The organism is Streptomyces sp. NPDC087215 (genome assembly GCF_044744885.1).
Classification (GTDB): domain Bacteria; phylum Actinomycetota; class Actinomycetes; order Streptomycetales; family Streptomycetaceae; genus Streptomyces.
Genome location: NZ_JBIUZD010000005.1, coordinates 129,662 through 144,128, shown reverse-complemented (window position 1 = coordinate 144,128; position 14,467 = coordinate 129,662). Strand labels below are relative to the sequence as shown.

Here is a 14,467-nt window from a genome sequence, read left to right as displayed (position 1 = left end):
CCCGCTCCCCGCCGACGCCGGAAGCCCGCCCCTCGACGCCCTCCCGGCCCCGCCGCGCGCCCCCGCCGCACGCCCCCCGCCGTCCGCCCCCACCGCCCGCCGACGGCGGCCCGGCACGGAACCGCGGACGCACAGCGTGGTGCGCCCGCTCCGCTCCGTGGTCGCCTGCGAAGGTGGAACCGTGAAGGCAATCCGTCGATTCACCGTGCGTCCCGTCCTCCCCGACACCCTCCGACCCCTCACGGACCTCGCGCACAACCTGCGCTGGTCCTGGCACGAACCCACCCGCTCCCTCTTCGACTCCCTCGCCCCCGACGGCGTCCCGGGAGCCGACCCCGTCCGGATCCTCGGGGCCCTCGAAGCCCCCCGGCTCGCCGCCCTCGCCGCCGACCGGGACTTCCTGGCCCGGCTGCGGACCGCCGCCGACGACCTCGCCTCCTATCTGGAAGACCCCCGCTGGTACCAGCGCAGGACCGGGGAGGGGCCCGCCTCCGTCGCCTACTTCTCGCCCGAGTTCGGCGTCGCCGCCGCCCTGCCCCAGTACTCCGGCGGCCTCGGCATCCTCGCGGGCGACCACCTCAAGGCCGCCAGCGACCTCGGCGTCCCGCTGATCGGCGTCGGACTGCTCTACCGCCACGGCTACTTCCGCCAGTCCCTCGGCCGCGACGGCTGGCAGCAGGAGCACTACCCGGTCCTCGACCCCGGCGAACTGCCCGTCACCCTGCTCCGCGAGACCGACGGCGCCCCCGCCAGGACCACCCTCGCCCTGCCCGGCGGACGCAGCCTGCACGCCCACCTCTGGATCGCCCGGGTCGGCCGCGTCCCGCTCCTCATGCTCGACTCCGACGTCGAGGAGAACGCCCCCGGCGAACGCGGCGTCACCGACCGGCTGTACGGCGGCGGCAGCGAACACCGGCTGCTCCAGGAGATGCTCCTCGGCATCGGCGGGGTCCGCGCCGTCCGGACGTACTGCCGCCTCACCGGCACCCCCGCCCCCGAGGTCTTCCACACCAACGAGGGCCACGCGGGCTTCCTCGGACTCGAACGCATCCGTGAACTCCAGGGCGAGGGGCTCGACTTCGACGCCGCCCTGGAGACCGTCCGGGCCGGAACCGTCTTCACCACCCACACCCCCGTCCCGGCGGGCATCGACCGCTTCGACCGCCCCCTCGTCGCCCGCCACCTCGGCGAGGACGGCGCGCTGCCCGGCGTCGACACCGCCCGGGTCCTCGCCCTCGGCGACGAGACCCCCCTCGGCGGCGACCCCGGCGTCTTCAACATGGCCGCCATGGGCCTGCGCCTCGCCCAGCGCGCCAACGGCGTCTCCACCCTCCACGGCGCCGTCAGCCGGGACATGTTCGCCGGACTCTGGCCCGGCTTCGACACCGACGAGGTGCCGATCACCTCCGTCACCAACGGCGTCCACGCCCCCACCTGGGTCGCCCCCGAGGTCGGCCGCCTCGGCCCCGACCCCACCGACCACGCCCTGTGGGAACTCCGCCGCACCCTGCGCGAACGGCTCGTCACCGACGTACGGGAACGGCTGCGGGCCTCCTGGCGGCAGCGCGGCGCCGCCGCCGCCGAACTCGGCTGGACCGAGTCCGTCCTCGACCCCGGCGTCCTCACCATCGGCTTCGCCCGCCGCGTCCCCTCGTACAAACGGCTCACCCTGATGCTCCGCGACCCCGACCGGCTGCGGGCACTGCTCCTGCACCCCGAGCGGCCCGTGCAACTCGTCGTCGCGGGCAAGGCGCACCCCGCCGACGACGGCGGGAAACGGCTCGTGCGGGAACTCGTCCGCTTCTCCGACGACCCCCGGGTACGGCACCGGATCGTCTTCCTGCCCGACTACGGCATGGCGATGGCCCGGGGCCTCTACCCCGGCTGCGACGTCTGGCTGAACAACCCGCTGCGCCCGCTGGAGGCCTGCGGCACCAGCGGCATGAAGGCCGCCCTCAACGGCTGCCTCAACCTGTCCGTCCTGGACGGCTGGTGGGACGAGTGGTTCGAGCCGGACTTCGGCTGGGCCATCCCCACCGCCGACGGCGCCGCCGCCGACGACGAGGAGCGCCGCGACGACCTGGAGGCCGCCGCGCTCTACGAGCTGATCGAGCGCCGGGTCGCCCCCCGCTTCTACGACCGGGGCCCCGACGGCGTCCCGGCCGGCTGGACGGCGATGGTCCGCCGCACCCTCACGGACCTCGGCCCGAAGGTGCTCGCCGACCGGATGGTCACCGAGTACGTCGAGCGGCTCTACGCGCCCGCCGCCGCCGCCCGCCGGGCGCTCACCCCGGACCGGGCGCGGGACCTCGCGGCCTGGAAGGCGCGGGTCAGGGCGGGCTGGCCCGGGGTGGGCGTCGACCACGTCGAGGTCGGCGACGGGCTCGACGACGAGCCGACGGACGCGGAGCTGGGCGCCACCCCGGTCGTCCGGGTCCGGGTGCGCCTCGGCGACCTCGGCCCGGACGACGTCGAGGTGCAGGCCGTCACCGGCCGCGTCGACGCCGACGACACCCTCACCGAGCCCCGTACGGTCCCGCTGAAACCGGCGGGCGGCCCGGACCTGGACGGCGGCCGGCCGTACGCGGGCACCCTGGAACTGGACCGCACCGGCACCTTCGGCTGCACGGTCCGCGTCCGCCCGTCCCACCCCCTCCTCGCCCACCCCGCCGAACTGGGCCTCACGGCCCTCCCGGAGGAGACCCCGGTCGAGGGGGCGGGGGTGCTGCTGCGGTAGCGGTCCGCGCGGCCGGATCGGGACGCCCCGGTGCGGTGCGCCCCGGACCGGGGCGCTTCCGTGCCGGGCTCCCTTCACGGCGCCTCCTCCTGCAACTCGGCCCAGACCTGTTTGCCCCAGCCGTACAGTTCAGTGCCCCACCGCTCCGTCAGGGCGTCGACCAGGAGCAGACCCCGCCCGCGAAGCCGGTCGCCGCCGGACTCCGTCCTGAGCGTCGGGACGGTCGTGGAACGGTCGACGACCCCCAGCCGAACCCGGTTCGCGCGGGGCCTGGCGACGATCACGCGGATCGACGGGAGCCGGCCGTGGTCGACCGCGTTGGCGACCAGCTCCGTGATCACCAGGGCGGCGTCCTCGCTCAGTGACTCCAGGCCCCACGGGGGCAGCACCGTACGGACCAGTCCGCGGGCGATCGCCGCACTCCGTGGCCTCGTGTCAGTGAACGGCCGTCCGGGGCATGGGAGGAGGAAGACTTCCGTGGGTGTGGGTCCGGCCCGACCGGAAAACTCACCGGGATCCGGGCCGGGGGCGGGTCCCGGTCACTACCGTGGGCATATGGAGGGGAACAAGCGCCTCGACGGCGCCATGAGGGAACGCGGCTTCAAGCAGTACGAGTTGGCCGATGCCGTGAACACCCGCCTGATCGGCCGTGGCCACGAGGGCACGGTCGGCGACCGGACGGTCCGCAACTGGCTGACCGGAAGGACCCGGTGGCCGCACCCCCGTCAGAGGGAGGCTCTGGAGGCGGTGTTCGGCCGAACCGCTGACGCGCTGGGCTTCCGTCCGCCAGGGAGAAGGAGCCCCACGAAGCCCTCGGAGGGCCCTGTGGACCGCAGGAATTTCCTCACCGGCGCAGGTGGCACGACGGTCACGGTCGTCGCCCCGTTCCTGGGCGCTCCTCGGCAGGTCGGCACCTCCGACGTCATCCGGCTCCGCGACGGCCTGGACGCCCTCATTGCCCTCGACGACAAGAAGGGCGGCCACGAGGGGCTGGAGCGGGCCGCGCTCGCGGGAGCCGCAGAGGCACTGGAGAAGCAGAGGCTCGGGGCCACACAGCGCGTCCGTCAGCGGCTCTTCTCCGTGGCCGCCGACTACACCGCCACCGCGGCCTGGAGCGCGCTGGACGCGCAGAGAGGGGACCGGGCCCACGCTCTTCTGGGCAGAGCCCTGTACCTGGCCGGAATGGGCCGGGACTCCGTCGCGGAGCTTCAGGTCTGGAACCTGTACGCGATGCCAGCCAATCAGCGTGGAGAGCACTCGGACGCCGTGGACTCCGCCATGGCGGCCCAGGCCACGACCGTCACGAAGCGGGATCCGCTCTTCGCCTCGCTGGCCCACGCCCGCACAGCCGTCGGCCACTCGGGCCGCGACCGACAGGCTGCCCTCCGCTCTCTGGGGCACGCGCGGGAAGCCCTGAGCAAGGCGGTCCCGGCAGCTCCCCGGCCGAGCTGGACGGCCTTCTACGGTCCGGCTGAGCTGACGGCCCTGACCGCCGTCGTCCACAACAGGATCGGGAACTTCGCCGCTGCGGAAGCCGCCTCCCACCGGGCTCTGTCCTCGATTCCCCGGCAGTTCCGCCGGAACCGCGCCATGGCCACGGCGCAGCTCGCGCTGGCTCAGGTGCGCCAGGGCGATGTCGACCAGGCGTGTGCCAGCGCCTCGACCGCCTTCGAGCTGATGGAGGGGCACTCGATCCCCGGCCGTATGCGGTCGCGTCTCGGAGACTTCTACAGAGACCTGATCACTCTTGCGCCGGGGGCGACAGCCGTGCGGGAGTGGGGAGACCGCTACCGATCCGAATGGAGCAGAGCGTGAAGGCCGACGAACTCGATCTCCGACGGTACGCCCACAGCGATCTGCCCCGTATCCGGCAGACGCTCATCGACATCCACGCCGATGCCTACGCGGACGCGATGGACGACGAGTTCAACCAACGCTTCCCGTGGTTCGTCGATCACTGGGGCAGCGCCCCGGCCTTCTCCTGCGTGATCGCGTACGAGGGCGGCGAAGCGGTGGGTTTCGCGTACGGAGCCCCGGCCGCCAGGCACCGCGAGTGGTGGCGTGAGCATCTCGCTCCGGCTCCGGAGCGGGACCGTACGTTCTCCTTCTCCGAACTGGCGGTCAGGACGAAGCGCCGGGGGGCCGGAATCGCGGAGCGGCTCGCCCACGCGCTGCTGGGCAGCCGGGACGAAGACCTCGCCGTTCTCCTGGTCGACACCGCGCATCCCCGGGTCCAGGCTCTCTACGAGTCCTGGGGCTTCCGCAAAGTGGGTGAGCGGCGGCCCTTCCCCGACTCCCCGGTCTGCGCCGTCATGCTGGTCGAGCTGCCCCCGGAAGCCGGTGCCGGGCTCCGGTGACCTCGGCGACGTACCCGCCCCGGGGATCCGGGCGGCGGGGTCAGGGGAGTTCGGCCTTGGCGGCGAGGTGGCCGTCGACGAAGCACAGGCGGTACACCGGGATCGCGGCGAGCATCGTGGCCCGGTAGTACCGGCACTCGTGCATCCCGGGGGGCTCCGGCGGGACGCCCTGCGGCGGCTTGTCCAGCGGATGCTCGGGCAGGTCGTCGGAGACCTCGGCGAGCTGCGCCGGGGACATCCCGATCCGCATCCGCGCGTAGTCCTCCGGCTCCAGATAGGACTGGGACTGCGTCCACAGGGCGACCCCCGCCATCAGCAGGCCGAGGGCGGCGAGCAGGGCCAGCGGGATCCACACCGCCCGCACCAGGCCCTTGCGGACCTCGCGGCGGGCCCGGTCCAGCTCCCGCGCCGAGGTCGGCGCGGCGGGCAGCGGTGCGGGAGGGCGCCGGGGCAGTACGGCCTCAAGGAGGAAACCGCCGTCCTCGGTGGCCCGGTGGGCGAGCCTGCCGCCCGCCAGCCGCACCCGCTCGTCGAGGCCGACCAGGCCCGTACCGCCGGACGCCTTCCGACCGCCGGGGCCGCCGCCGTCCGGTCCCGGGCCGGGGCCGCTGACCACCCGGACCCGGACGTTCGCCGGGTCCTGGGTCACGGAGACCGCGACGGGCGCGCCCGGCGCGTGCTTGGCCGCGTTGGTCAGTCCCTCCTGCACCACCCGGTGCAGGGCGAGGCCGGACATCCCCGGCAGGGTGGGCACGGGGGTGGCGTCGACGGTGACGGCGAGCCCGGAGGCGCGGGCGCGGGCGGCCAGTTCCTCGACGGTCTCGCCGGGCGGGCTGGTGGTGGGGGCGGTGGGGTCCTCCTCGCGGAGCACTCCGATGATGTCCCGCAGCCGGGCCGTGGCGTCCGCCGCCGCCCGCCGCAGTTCGCCCGCCGCCCGCTGCTGGTCGGGCCCCAGCTCGGGGGAGACCTCCAGGGCGCCCGCGCGGATCGCGATCAGGGCCAGGTCGTGGCCGAGGGAGTCGTGCATGTCACCGGCGATCCGGGACCGCTCGCGCAGCCGCTCGCGGTCGGCGACGGCCGCCTGTTCCCGTTCCATCCGGTCCGCGAGCTCCCAGCCGCTGCGGACCAGCCGGTCGTACTGGCGGACGTACCGGCCGATCAGCCAGGGTGCGACGACGGCGAGCGCCAGGGCCAGCAGCAGGGTGAACCACTGGCCGAGGGAGGTGTGGGTGAGCCGGGTGAGGAGCAGTCCGACGGCCGCCACCGCGCCGAACAGCCACAGCGCGGCCCGGGTGTGCTCCTGCCGCCGTCCGGCGAGGTAGCCGAAGGCGATCAGGGCCAGGCTGTACGAGGGGGTGAACAGCTCCAGGGAGGCCGGGAGGCTGGCCGCGACGACGACGGTGAGCGCGAGCAGCGGCCACCGGCGGCTCACCGCGACACAGCCGCCGAGGACGGCCACGCCGACGGCGACGAGCGTCCAGCTCCCGCCGTCGTTCGGGTCCGACTTCAGCAGGACCGGTACGCAGAGCAGCAGCCACAGGAGCAGGTCGAAGAGGTGCTCCCGGAGGCGTTCGGGCCGGTCCTCAGGCATCGGGCACCAGTCCGGCCTCGTGGGCGAGGACCGCGAGCTGGACCCGGTTGCGCAGGCCGAGCCGTCCGAGGACGGCGCTGACATGGGCCTTGACGGTGCCTTCGACGACGTACAGGCGCTCGGCGATCTCCTGGTTGGACAGTCCGGCGCCGAGCAGGGCGACGACCTCCCGCTCCCGGCCGGTGAGCGGTTCGAGGCGGGCCCGTGCCCGCGCGGCCCGGGTGAACCGTTCGCCGCCGAGGGTGTCGATGACCCGGCGGGCGACGCTGGGGGAGAGGGCGGCGCCGCCCCCGGCCACGGCGCGGACCCCGGCGATGAGCTCGCGCGGGTCGCCGGACTTGAGCAGGAAGCCGCTGACGCCGCAGCCGAGGGCGCGGGCGACGAAGGCGTCCTCGGAGAAGGTGGTGAGCATGACGACGGCGGTCTCCGGCACGATCCGGCGGATCTCCTCGGCGGCGTCGAGTCCGTCGAGCCGGGGCATCCGGATGTCGAGGAGGGCGACGTCGGGCCGGTGCTCGCGGGCCAGTTCGACGGCCTCGTGGCCGTCCCCCGCCTCGGCGACCACCTCGATCCCGGGGTCGGTGGCGAGGATGGCCCGGACACCGGCCCTGATCATCGTCTCGTCGTCGGCAAGCAGCACCTTGATCATGCGGCAACCCTACGCAGACGGGCGGACGCCCCGGGGGATCGAGCCCCCGGGGCGTCCGTCAGGTGGTCTCAGGCGTGCTTCCCGGGCTTACGGGAAGGTCAGCTTGAAGCCGTTGATGTAGCCGGTGTCCGCGGACGCCTTGTCCTGGGCGCGGAGCTTCCAGACGCCGTTGGCGACCTCGGAGGAGGCGTCGACGGTGAAGGTCTCCTGGATGTTGTCGGCGCTGCCGCCGGTCCGGTTGGCCAGGTTGTAGACCGTGCCGTCGGGGGCGATCAGGTCGACGATCAGGTCACCGCGCCAGGTGTGGACGACGTCCACGCCGACGGCGAGGTTGGTGGGGGCGTTGCCCGTGACGCCGGAGACGGTCAGGGAGGAGGTCACCGCGGCGCCGTTGTCCGGGATGGACACGTCGGCGGCGTTCTCGAAGACCTTGCCGGTGGGCGGGTTGCCGCCGGGGCGCGGACCGACGTTGATCCCGGCCCAGGCGTTCTCGACGGCCGTGACCTCGGGGCTGCCGGCGCCGTACAGCTCGGTGGCCACCGCGACGGTGCCCGTGCGGGCTCCGGCGTAGTTGGTCGAGGAGCCGAACTTGGTGGTGAGCGCCTTGAACCAGATCAGCGAGGCCTTGTCCCGGCCGATGCCCGTGACGGGCAGGCCGTCGGAGGTCGGCGAGTTGTAGGTGACGCCGTTGATGGTCTTGGTGCCGCTGCCCTCGGAGAGCAGGTAGTAGAAGTGGTTCGCCGGGCCCGAGGAGTAGTGGACGTCGATCGAGCCGATGCCGGAGTACCACGCGTCCTTGGACGCGCCGTCCTTGCTCGGCTTGTCCATGTAGCGCAGCGGGGTGCCGTTGCTGTTGATGTCGATCTTCTCGCCGACGAGGTAGTCGCCCTGGTCCTGCGCGTTGTTGGCGTAGAACTCGACGGCCGCGGCGAAGATGTCGGAGGTGGCCTCGTTGAGGCCGCCGGACTCGCCGCTGTAGGTCAGGTTGGCGGTGGCGGCGGTGACGCCGTGGGTCATCTCGTGGGCGGCCACGTCGATGGACGTGAGCGGCTTGGCGTTGCCCGCGCCGTCGCCGTACGTCATGCAGAAGCAGCTGTCCTGCCAGAACGCGTTGATGTACGCGTTGCCGTAGTGGACCCGGGAGTACGCGCCGACGCCGTCACCGCGGATGCCGGTGCGGCCCTGCACGTTCTTGTAGTAGTCCCAGGTGAGCGCGGCACCGAAGTGCGCGTCGGCGCCCGCGGTCTCCTTGTTGGCGGGGAGACCGTTGCCCCAGGTGTCGGTGGTGTTGGTGAAGAGCGTCCCGGTGCCGGACGAACCACCGTTGAGGTTGTACGTCTTGTGGTTGCCGCGACCGGTGTCGGTCAGCGAGTACGAGGGCGCGGTGCCGAGGGTGACGGTGCCGCTGTACTGCGTGTTGCCGGTGCCGTTCTCGACGCCCTGCCACTCGAAGAGCTTGGCGCCGGTCTTGGCGTCGGTCACCACGTGCAGCTCGTTCGGGGTGCCGTCCGGCTGGAAGCCGCCGACGACGGTCTCGTACGCGAGGACGGGGGTGCCCTGGGCGGCCCAGACGACCTTGCGCGGGGCGGTGGCGGCGGCCTTGTCGGCGCCGTCCGCCTTGGCGAGGCCGACGGCCTGCTTCTCGGCGGCGGCCGGGGCGACCGTGGCCGTGGTGGCGATGTTCTTGAGCTCCGCGCGGGAGGACTTGGTGACACCGGTGGTGGCGCCGGCCTTGGACTCGGCGACGATCAGGTCACCGCCGAGGACGGGCAGTCCCGCGTAGGTCCGCTCGTAGCGGGTGTGGGTGGTGCCGTCCCTGTCCTGGACGACGTCCCGGACGACCAGCTTCTCCTGGGCGCCGAGGCCGATCTCCTTGGCCTTGGCGGCCTTGTCCGCGTCCGCCGCCTTGATGAGCGCGGTGCGCTGGGCGGGGGAGAGGTCGGCGGGGAGCTTGCCGGGATCGGCCTGGCCGCCCTGCTGGGCCTTGGGCGCGATGCCCAGGGGGGTGTCCGCCGCGGTGGCGGCGCCCGTCTGGAAGCCCATGGAGAGCATGGCGGCGGCGGCGATCAGGGCGCCGGTCGCGGTGGCGCGACGGCTGGGCGTGGATCTCACGCAGACTCCTTCTTGCGAGGGGGGTACCGGCGGACTGGGTTGCGCCCGTCCGGGCGGAGCAAGCAGAGCTGTGGAGCACGTTCCTGTGACGCGGAACCCGTTCGGGTGAAGCTGCGAACGGTGGTACGAGGTGAGCCGGGGGAGAGAGTGTCAGGAATGACGGGGACCTGTCATGGCCGCGTCGGCAACTTGACCGGAAATCGTTCGCTGCCCGTACGGCCGTGTTCATTAACCGGACGTTTCGTCGATCATGGACGCGCCGCCGTCGGGCGTTGGCAGGTGCTGGTGCGTGAGGCCTGTCCGCAGAGCGAGACGGGGGCATCGGCCGCCCCTCGGGGGACCCGCTCCCGGGCGGGTCCGACCCGATGGGTTCACGTCGCCCGCTGGCCGGTTCTTTTCGTCCGGCCCGGCGTCGGGGATGCCCGAATACCGCCCGCGCCGATCCGGCCGGGGGCGGTCCTCCCCGGCCATCGGGCGCCGGGGGCGTGAAGCGCCGTACGGACGGGGTCCCGGCTCCGTCCGTACGGTTCCGGGCTCCGTCCGCCCCGCGTCCGGGCCTCGTCCGTACGGGTCCGGGCTCCGGTCCGGCGCGGGACGGGCGGGTCCGTGGGCGGCCGGGCGCCCGCGCTGCGGGGCCCGGCCCTTCGGCCCGGCAAAGGACGGACCGGGATCTGGCAAAGGACAGACCCCATTCTGGCAAAGAGCGAACCCGGGAGCCAGCCCCTCCGTCGGCCAACCCCGGCGGGAGGGCGGCCTGGAGGGTGACCGGGGGGGCGGGTGGGGGTCGGGCGGGGCGGTGGTCCTGGTGGTGCCGGGCGGTCTCGGTGGTGCGGGTGATGCCTGGTAGTGCCTGTGGTGCGGGTGATGGCCGGTGGTGCCGGTGGTGCCTGGCGGTGCCGGTGGTGCACGCGGGGCCCGGTCCTGTTGGGCCGACCTGCCGGTCGTACGGGGCCGGTCCCGTCCCGCTCCAGCCCGCCGGGCCCACCCGCCCCGCTCAGCCCGTACCGCTCAGCCCACCAGGCTCTCCCGCCACGCCCGGTGCAGACCCGCGTATCGGCCCTCGCCGGAGACCAGCTCCGAGGGGGCGCCGTCCTCCACGATCCGGCCGTCCTCCATCACCAGGACCCGGTCCGCGACCTCGACCGTCGACAGGCGGTGGGCGATCACCACCGCCGTCCGGCCCGCCAGGACCGTGTCCATCGCCCGCTGCACCGCCCGTTCGCCCGGCACGTCCAGGGAACTCGTCGCCTCGTCCAGGATCAGCACCGCCGGGTCGGCCAGCAGCGCCCGCGCGAAGGCCACCAACTGCCGCTGGCCCGCCGAGATCCGCCCGCCCCGCTTCCGTACGTCCGTGTCGTAGCCGTCCGGCAGGCCCACGATGAACTCGTGCGCCCCGATCGCCCGCGCCGCCTCCTCGATCTCCGCGCGCGTCGCCTCCGGGCGCCCGATCGCGATGTTCTCCGCGACCGTCCCCGAGAACAGGAACGCCTCCTGCGTCACCATCACCACGCCCCGGCGCAGTTCCGGCACCGTGAGGTCGCGGAGGTCCACGCCGTCGAGCCGCACCGCCCCGTCCGTCGGGTCGTAGAAACGGGCCAGGAGCTTGGCGAGCGTCGACTTGCCCGCGCCCGTCGCCCCCACCACCGCGACCGTCTGGCCCGCCGGGACCGTCAGATCGAAGCGGGGCAGCACCTCACCGCCCGTGCGGTACGCGAACCGCACCCCGTCGAAGACCACCTCGCGGCCCGGGGTGCCGGTGCGCACCGGCAGTTCCCGGGGCTCCGCCGCCTCCGGCACCCCCGGCGCCTGCGCGAGCAGACCCGCGATCTTCGTGAGGGACGCGGCGGCCGACTCGTAGGAGTTGAGGAACATGCCGAGCCGGTCGATCGGGTCGTACAGGCGCCGCATGTACAGCACCGCCGCGGCGAGCACGCCCAGTTCCAGCGAGCCCGACGCCACCCGGTGGGCACCCCACAGACACATGCCCGCGACGGCCGTGTTGGCGACCAGCCGGGAACCGACGACGTACCGGGCCATCTCCAGGAGCGCGTCGCCGTTGCTGCGCTCGTGCCGGTGGTTGAGCGCCGCGAACTCCGCGTCGTTCAACCGCTCCCGGCGGAACGCCCGTACCGGACGGATGCCGTTCATCGTCTCCGCGAACTTCACGATCACGCCCGCTATCGCCGTCGAACGCTCGCCGTACACCGCGCCCGCCCGCCGCTGGTACAGCCGCACCAGCAGGTACAGCGGTACGAACGAGGCCACCGCCACCGCCCCGATGCCCAGGTCCAGCCAGAGCAGCACCAGGGAGATCGACACGAACGACAGGACCACGCCGATCAGTTCCTGAAGACCCTCCGCCAGCAGCTCCCGCAGCGATTCCACGTCCGTGGTCGAACGGGAGATCAACCGGCCCGAGGTGTACCGCTCGTGGAAGTCGACGCTCAGGACCTGGGCGTGCCGGAAGATCCGGCCCCGCAGGTCGAGCAGCACGTCCTGGTTGATCCGGGCCGCCCCGCGCATGAAGACGTACTGGAGGAGACCGGACAGCGCCGCGCACAGCAGGTAGCCCAGACCCACCGCGACCACCGGCCCGTGGTCACCGGCCCGGAACGCCGGAACGCCCCGGTCGATGGCGTACGCCACGAGGAGCGGCCCCGCCTGCACGGCCGCCTCCTTGACCAGCAGTACCAGCGAGGCGAGCACGACCCGGACCCGGTGCGCGGCCAGCAGGGAGCGCAGCAGCGCGCCCGTCGCCCCGGGCGGCGCGGGCAGGTCGTCCCGGTCGAAGGGGTCCCCGGGCGCGTCCCCTCCGGGGGCGGTGGGGTCGACGGGACCGGTGTTGTCGGTGTTGTTGGTGGGGTCCGCCGGGTCCCGGCGCCCGGTCAGTGCGGTGTCCGTCATCGGTTCCCGGCCTCTCCGGCGCCGCTCTCGCGGGCTTCGTTCTCGCGGGCTTCGTTCTCCGGGGCCCGGCTCTCGGGGCCTTCGCCTTCCAGGGCCCGGGTTTCGGGGGCCTCGCTCCCCGGGACCTGGTTCTCGGAGCCTTCGCCTTCCGAAGCGGCCCGGCTCTCGCGGGCGCCCCTCGGGGCGGCGGTCCGGCTCCCGCCGCCTCCGCTCTCCCCGGCAGGGTTCTCCCCAGCAGGGCCGCCCCCGATCAGGCTCTCCCCGCTCACACCTTCCCCGCTCACACGCTCCCCGGTCGCGCCTTCCCCGGTCCTGCTCTCCCCGGTCCTGCTCTCCCCGGTCCTGCTCTCCCCGGACATCAGCCAGGCGTACTCCTCGCTGCTCCGCAGCAGTTCCTGATGGGTGCCCACGGCCGCTATCCGGCCTCCGGACAGCAGGGCCACCCGGTCGGCCAGCATCACCGTCGAAGGGCGGTGCGCCACCACGAGTGCCGTCGTCTCGCGCAGCACCTCGCGCAGGGCCGCCTCCACCCGTGCCTCGGTGTGCACGTCGAGCGCGGACAGCGGGTCGTCCAGGACCAGGAACCGGGGCCTGCCGACGACCGCGCGGGCCAGCGCGAGCCGCTGCCGCTGCCCGCCGGACAGGCTCAGACCCTGCTCGCCGACCTGCGTCCCGGCGCCGCCGGGCAGCCGGTCGACGAAACCGTCGGCCTGCGCGACGCCCAGGGCGCGGCGCAGCTCGGGCTCGCCCGCCGAGGCGTCGGCGCCCATCAGGACGTTCTCGCCGACGCTCGCCGAGAACAGCGTGGGCTCCTCGAAGGCCACCGACACCAGGGACCGCAGCCGCTCCCGTTCCATCAGGGCGATGTCCTCGCCGTCGAACAGGATGCGCCCGCCGGAGGCCTCGTGGAGCCTGGGGACGAGGGCGGTCAGCGTGGTCTTGCCGGAGCCGGTGCCGCCGACCAGGGCGAGGGTCTCGCCGGGGCGGATGTGCAGGTCGACGCCGTCCAGTACGGGCGGGGAGCCCGCCGGGGCGTCCGGGTAGCGGAACGACACCCCCTCGAACCGCACCCCGCCGGGCCCGTCGGCCGAGAGGCCCCCGGCGGCGGGGGCGTCCGGCTCCACCTCGGCGTCCATCACCTCGAAGTAACGTTCCGTCGCGGTCGCCGCCTCCTGGCTCATCGCGAGCAGGAAGCCGATCGACTCCACCGGCCAGCGCAGCGCCAGGGCCGTGGACAGGAACGCGACGAGCGTCCCCGCCGACAGGTCCCCGTCCGCCACCTGTACGGTGCCGAGGACGAGCGCCGCACCGATCGCCAGCTCCGGTACGAAGGTGATGACGGCCCAGATCATGGCGAGCAGCCGGGCCTTGACGAGTTCCGTGCCGCGCAGCAGTCCGGACAGCTCGCGGAAGGCGCGGGCCTGACTGCGGTGGCGGCCGAAGCCCTTGACGATCCGGATGCCGAGGACGCTCTCCTCGACGACCGTCGTCAGATCGCCCACCTGGTCCTGGGCGCGCCGCGCGACCACCCCGTACCGGCTCTCGAAGGCCGAGCAGACCAGCACCAGCGGGAGGACCGGGGTCAGCAGCACCAGGCCGAGCGACCAGTCCTGGGCGAGCAGCAGGACGTAACCCGCGAGGATCGTCACGCCGTTGACCAGGAGGAACGTCAGCGGGAACGCGAGGAACAGGCGGACCAGCATCAGATCGGTCGTGCCGCGCGAGAGGAGCTGGCCGGACGGCCACCGGTCGTGGAAGGCGATCGGCAGCCGCTGGAGCCTGCCGTACAGATCGGCCCGCATGTGCGCCTCGACGGAGGCGAGCGGGCGGGCGACCAGCCAGCGGCGGAGGCCGAACAGTACGGCCTCGGTGATGCCGAGCAGCAGCAGGTAGAGCGCGCCGAGCCACACCCCGCCCGGGTCGCCGTCCTGGACGGGCCCGTCCACCAGCCACTTCAGGACGAGCGGGATGACGAGCGACAGACAGGAGGCCACGACCGCGACGAACGCGGCCGTGAACAACCGCGCCCGCACGGGCCGCACGTACGGCCAGAGCCGCAGCAGCCCGCGCACGGAGGACCTCCCGCCGGGCGCGGACCCGTCCCCGGGCCGCGCGGA

The 14,467-nt window shown here is 73.7% G+C and carries 8 protein-coding genes and 1 pseudogene; 3 read left to right on the top strand and 6 right to left on the bottom strand.

Annotation, left to right across the window (positions count from 1 at the left end; translation table 11 throughout):
• Positions 1–181 precede the first annotated feature (181 nt).
• Positions 182–2,737 (top strand): alpha-glucan family phosphorylase, encoded by a 2,556-nt coding sequence (gene glgP, locus ACIO92_RS16015; protein WP_366442248.1) that lies wholly within the window; start codon positions 182–184, stop codon positions 2,735–2,737.
• Between the two features lie 74 nt (positions 2,738–2,811).
• Here the strand turns inward: glgP and ACIO92_RS16010 are convergent.
• A pseudogene (locus ACIO92_RS16010) lies at positions 2,812–3,156 on the bottom strand (ATP-binding protein); the annotation flags it as partial.
• Positions 3,157–3,292: 136 nt separating this feature from the next.
• Here ACIO92_RS16010 and ACIO92_RS16005 point away from each other — a divergent pair.
• Together ACIO92_RS16005 and ACIO92_RS16000 are read left to right on the top strand one after the other, a co-directional pair.
• Entirely contained in the window at positions 3,293–4,552 is a 1,260-nt protein-coding gene (locus ACIO92_RS16005; RefSeq protein ID WP_402281754.1) for an XRE family transcriptional regulator, read from the top strand.
• Positions 4,537–5,094 carry a GNAT family N-acetyltransferase gene (locus tag ACIO92_RS16000; protein WP_401237073.1) on the top strand — a complete coding sequence of 186 codons (558 nt, stop codon included), beginning with the start codon at positions 4,537–4,539 and terminating at the stop codon, positions 5,092–5,094. The genes ACIO92_RS16005 and ACIO92_RS16000 overlap by 16 nt, the downstream gene beginning before the upstream one ends.
• A 40-nt stretch (positions 5,095–5,134) precedes the next feature.
• On the opposite strand, the gene ACIO92_RS15995 is transcribed toward ACIO92_RS16000, so the two are convergent.
• The 5 genes from ACIO92_RS15995 to ACIO92_RS15975 all read right to left on the bottom strand — a co-directional run bounded on the left by ACIO92_RS15995 (position 5,135) and on the right by ACIO92_RS15975 (position 14,422).
• Positions 5,135–6,685 carry a histidine kinase gene (locus ACIO92_RS15995; protein WP_366442245.1) on the bottom strand — a complete coding sequence of 517 codons (1,551 nt, stop codon included), beginning with the start codon at positions 6,683–6,685 and terminating at the stop codon, positions 5,135–5,137.
• Complete coding sequence (locus ACIO92_RS15990; RefSeq protein WP_366442244.1) at positions 6,678–7,334, bottom strand: response regulator transcription factor; 657 nt, start codon at positions 7,332–7,334, stop codon at positions 6,678–6,680. The genes ACIO92_RS15995 and ACIO92_RS15990 overlap by 8 nt, the downstream gene beginning before the upstream one ends.
• 87 nt (positions 7,335–7,421) lie before the next feature.
• A complete protein-coding gene (locus ACIO92_RS15985; RefSeq protein ID WP_366442243.1) occupies positions 7,422–9,446 on the bottom strand; it encodes a M4 family metallopeptidase in 2,025 nt (674 codons plus the stop codon).
• Positions 9,447–10,454: 1,008 nt separating this feature from the next.
• A complete protein-coding gene (locus ACIO92_RS15980) occupies positions 10,455–12,350 on the bottom strand; it encodes an ABC transporter ATP-binding protein (protein WP_366442242.1) in 1,896 nt (631 codons plus the stop codon).
• On the bottom strand, positions 12,347–14,422 hold the full coding sequence (locus ACIO92_RS15975) for an ABC transporter transmembrane domain-containing protein (RefSeq protein ID WP_402281758.1): 2,076 nt from the start codon (positions 14,420–14,422) through the stop codon (positions 12,347–12,349). Before ACIO92_RS15975 ends, ACIO92_RS15980 begins: the two co-directional genes overlap by 4 nt.
• Positions 14,423–14,467: the final 45 nt, after the last annotated feature.

What these genes read in the sequence shown, in the direction of transcription:
- ACIO92_RS16000 (WP_401237073.1), top strand. Translation starts at nt 4,537, where the DNA reads ATGGAGCAGAGCGTGAAGGCCGACGAACTCGATCTCCGACGGTACGCC.
- ACIO92_RS15990 (WP_366442244.1), bottom strand. Translation starts at nt 7,334, where the DNA reads ATGATCAAGGTGCTGCTTGCCGACGACGAGACGATGATCAGGGCCGGT.
- ACIO92_RS15995 (WP_366442245.1), bottom strand. Translation starts at nt 6,685, where the DNA reads ATGCCTGAGGACCGGCCCGAACGCCTCCGGGAGCACCTCTTCGACCTG.
- ACIO92_RS15980 (WP_366442242.1), bottom strand. Translation starts at nt 12,350, where the DNA reads ATGACGGACACCGCACTGACCGGGCGCCGGGACCCGGCGGACCCCACC.
- ACIO92_RS16005 (WP_402281754.1), top strand. Translation starts at nt 3,293, where the DNA reads ATGGAGGGGAACAAGCGCCTCGACGGCGCCATGAGGGAACGCGGCTTC.